7 protein-coding genes and 2 pseudogenes are annotated in these 8,229 nt (G+C 49.2%); 4 read left to right on the top strand and 5 right to left on the bottom strand.

Annotation, left to right across the window (positions count from 1 at the left end):
* Window positions 1–57 precede the first annotated feature (57 nt).
* Together P353_RS28590 and P353_RS23955 are read right to left on the bottom strand one after the other, a co-directional pair.
* The gene (locus P353_RS28590; RefSeq protein ID WP_232776864.1) at window positions 58–330 is read right to left on the bottom strand and encodes a DODA-type extradiol aromatic ring-opening family dioxygenase; all 273 of its coding nucleotides are present in this window, start codon (window positions 328–330) and stop codon (window positions 58–60) included.
* Window positions 331–464: 134 nt separating this feature from the next.
* The gene (locus P353_RS23955; RefSeq protein ID WP_034375329.1) at window positions 465–1,385 is read right to left on the bottom strand and encodes a LysR family transcriptional regulator; all 921 of its coding nucleotides are present in this window, start codon (window positions 1,383–1,385) and stop codon (window positions 465–467) included.
* Between the two features lie 98 nt (window positions 1,386–1,483).
* On the opposite strand from P353_RS23955, the gene P353_RS23950 reads away from it, so the two are divergent.
* The 3 genes and pseudogenes from P353_RS23950 to P353_RS30070 all read left to right on the top strand — a co-directional run.
* Window positions 1,484–2,005 (top strand): DMT family transporter, encoded by a 522-nt coding sequence (locus P353_RS23950; protein WP_034375326.1) that lies wholly within the window; start codon window positions 1,484–1,486, stop codon window positions 2,003–2,005.
* A 62-nt stretch (window positions 2,006–2,067) separates the two neighbouring features.
* Entirely contained in the window at window positions 2,068–2,874 is an 807-nt protein-coding gene (locus tag P353_RS23945) for a hypothetical protein (protein WP_232776861.1), read from the top strand.
* Window positions 2,875–3,010: 136 nt separating this feature from the next.
* Window positions 3,011–3,211, top strand: a pseudogene (locus P353_RS30070) (IS5/IS1182 family transposase); the annotation flags it as partial.
* A gap of 103 nt (window positions 3,212–3,314) precedes the next feature.
* Here the strand turns inward: P353_RS30070 and P353_RS23940 are convergent.
* From P353_RS23940 to P353_RS29365, 3 genes are all read right to left on the bottom strand, one after another.
* Window positions 3,315–4,979, bottom strand: coding sequence for a hypothetical protein (locus P353_RS23940; protein WP_157839649.1), 1,665 nt, complete (start codon window positions 4,977–4,979; stop codon window positions 3,315–3,317).
* A 382-nt stretch (window positions 4,980–5,361) separates the two neighbouring features.
* Window positions 5,362–6,483: a hypothetical protein gene (locus P353_RS29370; RefSeq protein ID WP_157839648.1), complete on the bottom strand. Its 1,122-nt coding sequence runs from the start codon at window positions 6,481–6,483 to the stop codon at window positions 5,362–5,364.
* Window positions 6,480–7,106 (bottom strand): pancortin-3, encoded by a 627-nt coding sequence (locus tag P353_RS29365; RefSeq protein WP_157839647.1) that lies wholly within the window; start codon window positions 7,104–7,106, stop codon window positions 6,480–6,482. Before P353_RS29365 ends, P353_RS29370 begins: the two co-directional genes overlap by 4 nt.
* Before the next feature lie 225 nt (window positions 7,107–7,331).
* On the opposite strand from P353_RS29365, the pseudogene P353_RS28585 reads away from it, so the two are divergent.
* Window positions 7,332–8,138: pseudogene (locus P353_RS28585) on the top strand (IS5 family transposase).
* Window positions 8,139–8,229 lie beyond the last annotated feature (91 nt).

Here is an 8,229-nt window from a genome sequence, read left to right as displayed (position 1 = left end):
CGGAGCCAATGCACGACCCAACGCCTGGGCACCGGCAGCGCGCATTTCGATGGGAAGCTACAGTTGAAATACTGGCAGCGCGGCACCCGGCAGTATATGCATCAGAGGTACCCAAGCGCCATGGTCCAAGCCCTGGTCACGATTCAACTGGATAGGCATGCCCACTTGCACGAGATGGTCTGCCACTTCCCGCGCAACTTCAGGGGCGCCCTTCGCAGGGTACTGCAGTGCATAAAGCGGCGCTGGAAAACCGCCAAAGTCATGAATGGTCTCAGGCTGGACACTGCAGCCAACCTGCCGGCTACGAGTGCGCCAGTGCAACGAGACCACGAGAGCAACACGCTCGGCCGCAGAGCCAGAGATGCGGCCCCTTGGGAAATTCAGTACCGTGTGCTTATGGGAATCAAAACTCAGCTCATTCGCATCCCCTCAAATAACGAAGAAAGTTCAGGCAACACAGTTCTCTAGCCGCCAATATTGGGCTTGCAACCGTTCATCACGACCTGTCGCAGCCACGCTAAAGCTGGATCTGTGTCCTTACGCGTGTGCCAAGCTTGCTGATACGCCATCTTCGGCAATTGCAGCTGGCTAGGTGGCGCGAACTGCCGCAGATCTCTGAATGAGCGTGCCGGCCCAACAGCACGGCGAGCTATGGTCAAAACCAGATCGGTTCCCGATAGCAACTCCACTGCTGCGCTCCAATGTGGCAATACAACCGCAATTCGTCTTTTGAGCCCCTTGGCCGCCAGAGCCCTCTCAATTTCATCATTTGCATCATGCCTCAACGCCAACATGACATGAGGGCGCGCCAACCACTCCTCTAGCGACAGTCCACCCTTTTCAGGAACAGTGGCCCTGTCTGCAAGACATATGAAATCTTCTTCAAACAGTGTTTCGACACGGATGTCCTGAGGGATCTCAGGAAAGATGCCTAACGCTAAGTCCAGCTCCCCATCGGCGAGCTGAACCAGCATCGCATCGCGGCTGGCCTGACTAATGGCGAAGTCAAACCCAGGAGCATGTTGGCGGGCATATCGCATCAGATCCGGCATCACCAGACGAGCCGCGTAGTCAGACAGCGAAAGCCGGAACCTTCGCTGTGCATGCAGCGGATCGAACTGCGGTGTCCCTAGCAAGGTATTGAGGTTGGCCAAGGCCTCGGATAAGGGCTGCAGCAGCGCATTGCCTCGGGTCGTCAACTCCAGCTTTCCCTGCTTGCGCACTAGCAATGGGTCGTTGAAGTGCTCTCTCAGCTGAGCCAGTGAATGGCTCACGGCTGGCTGGCTCTTGTGAAGGCGCAGCGCGGCCCGGGTTACATGCTTTTCCGTCAGCAAGGCATGCAGTGCTAGCAGGAGGTTGAGGTCGATTCGGCGCAGTTCATCCATGCAGTGAATAGTACATGTGCGCACAAACGATTTCCATAACTAAATCATATGCGAGACCATTCAGGCATTGGTTTTAGACGCTTGAAGGAGTCGCAGATATGAACAGCAAGATGGCTTTGATGACGGTCGCCTCACTGGGCATGGCCTTGCTGGCAGGAGCTGTCCTGCCCTTTCAGGCGGCCGCAAATGCCAACGTGGGCCGAGCCCTTGGTCACCCTTTCTGGGGCGCAACGACATCGTTGCTGATCAGCCTAGCCGTGATGGTGCCTCTGTTGGTTCTGTCCAAAGCACCCATGCCGAATTTCGCCAATGCGTTTCATGGTCCCTGGTGGCTTTGGATCGGTGGTGTTCTGGGTGCCATTTATGTGGCCAGCGCCACAGCGCTGATTCCCAAGCTGGGTGCAGGCGGCTTTCTGGTTGCTGTGGTCGCAGGGCAGATGGTTGCAGCCGTGCTGGTGGACCACTTCGGTGTGATGGGGTTGGAGCCCAAACCCATCAACTTGATGCGCATCGTGGGCGTGCTCCTGATTCTGGGTGGTGTCCTTCTGATCCAGAGCGGCGGAGCTAAAAAGCAGGTCGCCGAACCAACCCCGGTCACTACCAGCGTGATCCTGTCCTAAACACAAATATTGATTTACCCCCTGGCGCTTCTGCGCTGAACAATCCTCGAAAGGAAATGAAAATGCAAGAAAGCAACGTAAACAAATTGGGTCTGACTGCTGTCGTGGCTGCTGCCGCAATGAGCTTGGCACCTGCTGCTCAAGCCGCGGACTTCGTCAAGCTCCAGTTCAGTGATGGCCGCCCTGATGTGCATGGCCTGGAGAACGTCAACGCCGTTCTGCGAGCCGTGGGTGTTCGCGCCAGCACCGTGGCCATCCCCGACGCAGTCAAGCCTATCCTGAAGGCTTCGCAGACTCGGGCCACCAGCGACGAGGAACAAAAGACGCTGCTGAAGACCTTCGTGCTGAATCGTGCACAGTTGCTGGAGCAGATCCACTTAGCTGGACGCACTCCAGAGGTGGCCCGTGGTGGCCTGCTTGGTACCCGCGAAGGCGACACTGCACCTTACCCCAAGGTCTATGACATGAAGGCTATGACGCCGGACATGCAAACCTGGGCTTTGAACCGCTATGGCCGTCTGCATGTGAACTCCTCTGATGCGGGTCCGGGCATTGATGAAGTCATGACCGTCGTATCTGGTGGCCCCTTCACATGGATGTACATCTTGCCGGATGCAACGGTGGCACGCCTGACCGTAGACCGCATTGCTGAAAACGGCCCCGCAGTGCGCCTGAGCTACCCCGGCATGGGCACTCACGCGGGTTATATGGACCCCAAGGATGGCTTGATCGTGGCCTACGCCCACGGCCCTGAAAGCTTTGTGATTCGCTTTGACGAATCTACGGCGCCTCACGCCGAGCTGCTCAACACTAACCCCTGGGTGGATTTCACTGGCCTTGTGCCCACACTGCGCACGAAGGTCAACTAATTCGACGCCAACCGGGCGCACTGCCAGTCAGACCGGACCCAACCTGGCATTCGCAGCCTCGTTGCTAGTGACATGCCTGCACCTGCGGCCAGGCCTGATCAAGTCGTTGTCCCCTCACGATGGTGAGCTTGATCATATGAGGCGGCTGGGTATTGCCAGCCAGATTGCTAGACAAAAATTTAAGCAGGAATCGCTGGGTAGTCGAGAGGCCACACAGATGACTTGCAGGCTTGCGCAAGCTGTGAATCCGGTTTGAAAAATGTTGGACATCCACGAAGCGTTCCTGAAATTGGCAGCCTCCATCATCTGCCCGCGCTTCGTGGATAGGTGGTGTTAGCAGCACTAAATAAAGGTATCAAAGATCCGTGTTGCTGATGAAAGCACCTGGTTCATATCGTGGCTATGAACGAACTTATAAATAATATGCAAGGTAAATTATTTTACATGGACATAGGTTTTGGAGGATCAATTTTTAGATAGCAGTAGCTATCCTCCGCTTCATCCTCCCATTGATAATGAATCGCAAGCCGAGAATTTTCCTTATCATACGACATACCTTCAACGAAGCACTCACCGGCCATGCGAGGGTATTTTTCCAGCAATGTGGCAATATCTTTCTTCACCCAATCAATAAGCGCCAGATGAATTTTTCTCCAACACGATCCGTATTGTGAATCCTTATCAACAGGCTCAAACCCCATAACGTTAAGACAATATCCGAGAATTTTTACACTATCCATATTCGGACAACTTTTTACTGAACATATTAATAGATTGTGTATCTCCATTAATATTATTCGACCTGCAGCACCTCGGAATGGACTAGAGTTAAGAATTTCATCCCAAATAAGCGTTTTTTGAATTCTTAGTGAGACCTTACGAGGCTTCCTAACTAACGAAGCAGCCTCAATCAAAGAAAATACAAGTTTTGCAATGTCTTGTACAATGTGTTGAGGATAATCAATATTATCCTTAACAGCATCATTTACGACATTAACCATGTCAATAATTAACTCACCCAGCAATCGTAGCTTCCGCTCCAAATCATCGCCGGGCCTCAGGTCATCCAATCTAAGTTCCTTATTGAGATCGGAATAAATCCATGAAATTTTCAGAAACGCCCAATGCAGTGAACTAGCGCTTTCGGTTGGACCACCTCTAACGTGGGTAGAAAATACTTTGAGCAACAGTCGAAAGTATGCATTCCACTGATCAAAGTCCCAAGGGTCTCTCCGAGAATATTCAGGGTTTAATAAGGTTTCTATACTCCTCACTAGTTTTGGCGATTGACACAACGCTGTGGTCACAGGTTGGGTTATACCTTCAAGCCCCGAAGAATAAAAATCATTCTCATGGTACAAAAAAGAATTTCTATTTGCAAGCGCCGCAGTTACGAGATTCTTGGCAATAATTTTTATTTCATCGTTGTATTTCGACTGAGTATGCACAGCATTGAACAGCATGATGATCGACCTCGGAGAGTCCTCGACAACTGCCCTGCAAAATTTCGGACTTCCCATGGCCAAAAGCAGCCTCATCGCATCAGTCTGCATCGCTGTGATTTCACCTTTGTAATCATTGTCGGGCATAGAACACACGATCCTCGACACAGATCTGGATAATTCATCACTAATAATTGCTAGTTCTGTCGAAGATCCTCGCAACAAACACGCTTCCACAGTTCGCGCGAATCTAGCAGAATTCCAGCGATTAAATCTGGCAGGGGAAAAGAAAGCTGCCCAAAGCCAAATAGCCAGAACTATAAAAAAAGCACCACCTAGCAATAATTGCCATGACTCGGGCGTCAGCCACTTCCCTGCAGGCACTCGCGATTGGCTAGCTCGCCAGTAGTCAGTCAGTAGTGCCAAGACACCCACCAAAATGGTTATCAGTACCGATGCCTTCCTCACCGGAATAGCCGCTGTATCAATGCGAAATTTATATCGAAAATCAGCAAATGTCCACACTACCATTGTTAATGCAAGACCACTGATAATTTCTGAAAAACCAAAGTATTTCGGTGAATCTTTATTAAGACGAAAACATTCGAATGAGAATATACTTAGGAACTCAATATTAAAAGGACTACACAATTCCGGGGTCATTTGGGTTTTTTGCGAGTAGAAATCTAAACTTTAAATTCAAATTTAGATTTATATTAAATACAGATAGATAACAAATTATCGGAGATTAGGCCAAATTTTATAATTTTCCAAGACGATTTCAGCCAAGAATTACCGGCTTACCAAGATTCACTGCCGGGAGCTGTGGAAGACCAAGCATGCAGTGGAGATTGCAACGCCCGAATGACTCCCTTGCTTCAATCACACTCGCCCACTCGAACCATCGGCCACATACCATAGGGAAAGGCTAAGGTAAACTACTATCAGCAAATCGCTAGTAAAGCCACTACTTTGGTGGATTTACTGAAACTAAATAGCATCCAAAAATCCAGGGGCGATTCAAGTAAAAACAGGGAATTTAAAACTAGTAAAACGCGTAATTGCGGAGTACTGGCTCACGAAGTAACTGTCCCACCTCCGGAGCAATTTCTACGGAAATTTGCTCAACTAAATCGTTCAATTCAGAACGGAGAAGCTGAAATTCCGCTTCATCCTTACTACTTTGAATGACTTTCCGACTTCCATCAACGGCATCCAACGAACGCAGTACCTGTAAGTTTGCTCCAAGGTAATTTAACCAATTATTAATAGATACAATTAAAGCCCCTTCGTATAATCGTTGATGTCTTAGCTCGCCATTATCCATATTGTAGATTATGGACATAATATTGAAACTGGAAAAATCAATCTCATCATCAGCATCGGCTCTAAGTGTCTTAAGCAAACGAATTGCTTTCTTGCATCCACCGAATGTCAATTCATCTTTATTATTTATATTGTACTGAACTAAAAATGGCATATTGTCATTAAACTCACATTTCTTTTTATCCAGGACCTCCACTGCCCTATCTTTAATATTTTTACTACTTTGATAAGCCGCAGTGTCGTACCACAATGCGGGAACCACATCGACATCTCGTCGCAAAGACCCACCCGTAATGGTGATGCATTTAGAACCTGAATCATCTACCGTTGCAGATGGGTATGCATTCGTTAAATGCTGGGCACACTGCCTACGTAGTTCTATAGTGACATTAACCTTGTTCAAGTTTGAAGGTGAATAAGTTGATGCCAATATACCGGCAGGACTGTAAACCAAGAAATTACTCGGAAAAACCAGAATATCGACATCGCTTGACCGACGCAAATGTACATTTATTGGCAACGAACCTTGAAGTTTTGTCTCTACAGTTTTCCCATACGTTCTATCCAGCCCTTCTTCAACTTGCCTTGATACTCTACCGGCCTCCCCCAAGCTGACGTTTGTGTACTGAGGATCGACCTCCTGCATCGCGCCTAGTGCATATTTCAATGCACTGGTTTTCCCACGCCTCTCATAATCTTCTGTCGCGTAGGAACGGAGGACTTGCTGATTAATGTAATCAGCACTACTCTCCTTGAGCATCTTTTCAAGGCTTACATTTTTACCATCATTCTGTCTACGTGCCTTCATCGCCTTGATGCGAGCTTCGTAATCTTTCTTCATTGCTCAACCTTTGTAATATCCATGATTCCGCTCGTGCGACGTCCGCCGCCATTTACATAGCTTGCGGATGCAGTTTTTAAATCACTTGAAAAGTGCCACTCAGAATAACCGAAATGCGCCTTCAACTCTGGCTCCCCCATCCTTGGTTCATTTCTGTAACTGTACATTAATATTGGTCCAGCATTGTCATTTTTTATAATTGATGCTGCGACACTGTATGAGCGCGATTGGGCGGTTTGAATCTGAACAGATATTTTCTCCCAATGTTGAACAATTGTGATTTTTGCCTCCCAGTTGTATGTGACGTTGCCCTCCTCATCAAACGTCTTCCCGCTACAGGCCCAATCTCCCCCTAACCAAGGTATATTAAAAATCCTCTGAACCCAAGACCATTTCCATGCATGCCGATCAAATAGGTAGTAGCCAATAGCATAAAATAATGTCGAAGTAGCTGGCAATATTAGCTTGCTACCCAATGTTATGCCTTCTGCTGCTGCCAATGCGACAGTTGCAGCAATGGCAGTCGCCAGTAAAGAACTCAGTGCACCGGCAATGATGCCCAAGTACCTCCCCATATCAACCCTACTATGACCAACAACAGAATATTCATGCTTACCAAACATTGCTGCTCTCTAAGTTACTAAGATTCTCTCAAATCAATTTAAAATCAGTTTACTGCTCTAAAAGTCAGTATAACTACCTATGGTTTTTCTCAGCGCTATGTTTAGTTATATTTTTACTCAACTTAACGAGAGCATTGATATTATGCATAGTGCATGAGCTTTCTCACCACAGCTTTGCTAAGAGCCGCTAACGCCACTTCCCATTGAGATCAGCCATAAGCATTTATATTTCTGGCCCTCAAGGCAAGGCAGTCCGTTAGCAAAAAAGTGTGGTGGCAGTTGCAGCCCCTTCCGTCAAAGGAGGCGCACGCACGCTAACTGTGAGCGGTGAAGCAGCGCTCAATGGCATCCTGTGCGTGCTGCAAACAGGCATCCCATGGAAAGATTTTCCTCAGTCCTTCGGTTATGGAAGTGGTATAGCCTGCTGGCGGCGCTTGCGTGCATTGAATGCCAATGACGCCTAGCAGCGTTTGCACCAAGCCACGCTGGTGAGTCTGCGGTAGCATGACCAGATTGATTGGAGCCGAGCCAGCATCGATAGCTGCCCACGGTGCCAGGCACTGGGGTGCCAGGAAGCGGGCCCAAACCCCACGGACAGAGGCAAGCTTGGCACCAAGCGTCACTTCGTCGCAGATGCCAGAGGCATTCCACTGGTGATCCTCGGCAGTGGAATGCCTCTGGCATGACTCCATGATGTTCGAGAAATGCATGGATGCGATTCCAGCCATCACGGGCTGGCATGGACGGGCACGCAAGCGCCCGGTGAAGCTGCTTGCGGACAAAGGCTACGACTACAAGCGCTGCGGCGCCCATCTCAAACGACGAGGCATTGACAACCGGATTGCACGGCGGGGTATCGAGAGCAGCGAAAAGCTAGACAAGCATCGCTGGGTTGTAGAGCGCACACATGAATGGTTTGCAGGATTTGACAAGCTGCGCAACCGCTTTGAAATGTGGCTGGATATCCACGAAGCGTTGCTGAAGCTGGCTGCTGCAATCATCTGTGCATGCATCGTGGACCAGTGGTACTAACCACTCTTAGGAGGGCTCTGTGGCATGGGCTGAAGTAGGCAGCACTTTGTCGGTGTCGATTAACTCACCAAAGACATAGCCCTCCATCGAC

Source organism: Comamonas testosteroni, from assembly GCF_000761245.1.
Classification (GTDB): Bacteria; Pseudomonadota; Gammaproteobacteria; order Burkholderiales; family Burkholderiaceae_C; genus Comamonas; species Comamonas testosteroni_C.
This window is presented reverse-complemented; position numbering and strand designations above follow the sequence as displayed.

Coding starts and splice junctions, on each gene's coding strand:
- P353_RS23955 (WP_034375329.1), bottom strand. CDS start 1,385: ATGGATGAACTGCGCCGAATCGACCTCAACCTCCTGCTAGCACTGCAT.
- P353_RS23950 (WP_034375326.1), top strand. CDS start 1,484: ATGAACAGCAAGATGGCTTTGATGACGGTCGCCTCACTGGGCATGGCC.
- P353_RS23945 (WP_232776861.1), top strand. CDS start 2,068: ATGCAAGAAAGCAACGTAAACAAATTGGGTCTGACTGCTGTCGTGGCT.
- P353_RS23940 (WP_157839649.1), bottom strand. CDS start 4,979: ATGACCCCGGAATTGTGTAGTCCTTTTAATATTGAGTTCCTAAGTATA.
- P353_RS29370 (WP_157839648.1), bottom strand. CDS start 6,483: ATGAAGAAAGATTACGAAGCTCGCATCAAGGCGATGAAGGCACGTAGA.
- P353_RS29365 (WP_157839647.1), bottom strand. CDS start 7,106: ATGTTTGGTAAGCATGAATATTCTGTTGTTGGTCATAGTAGGGTTGAT.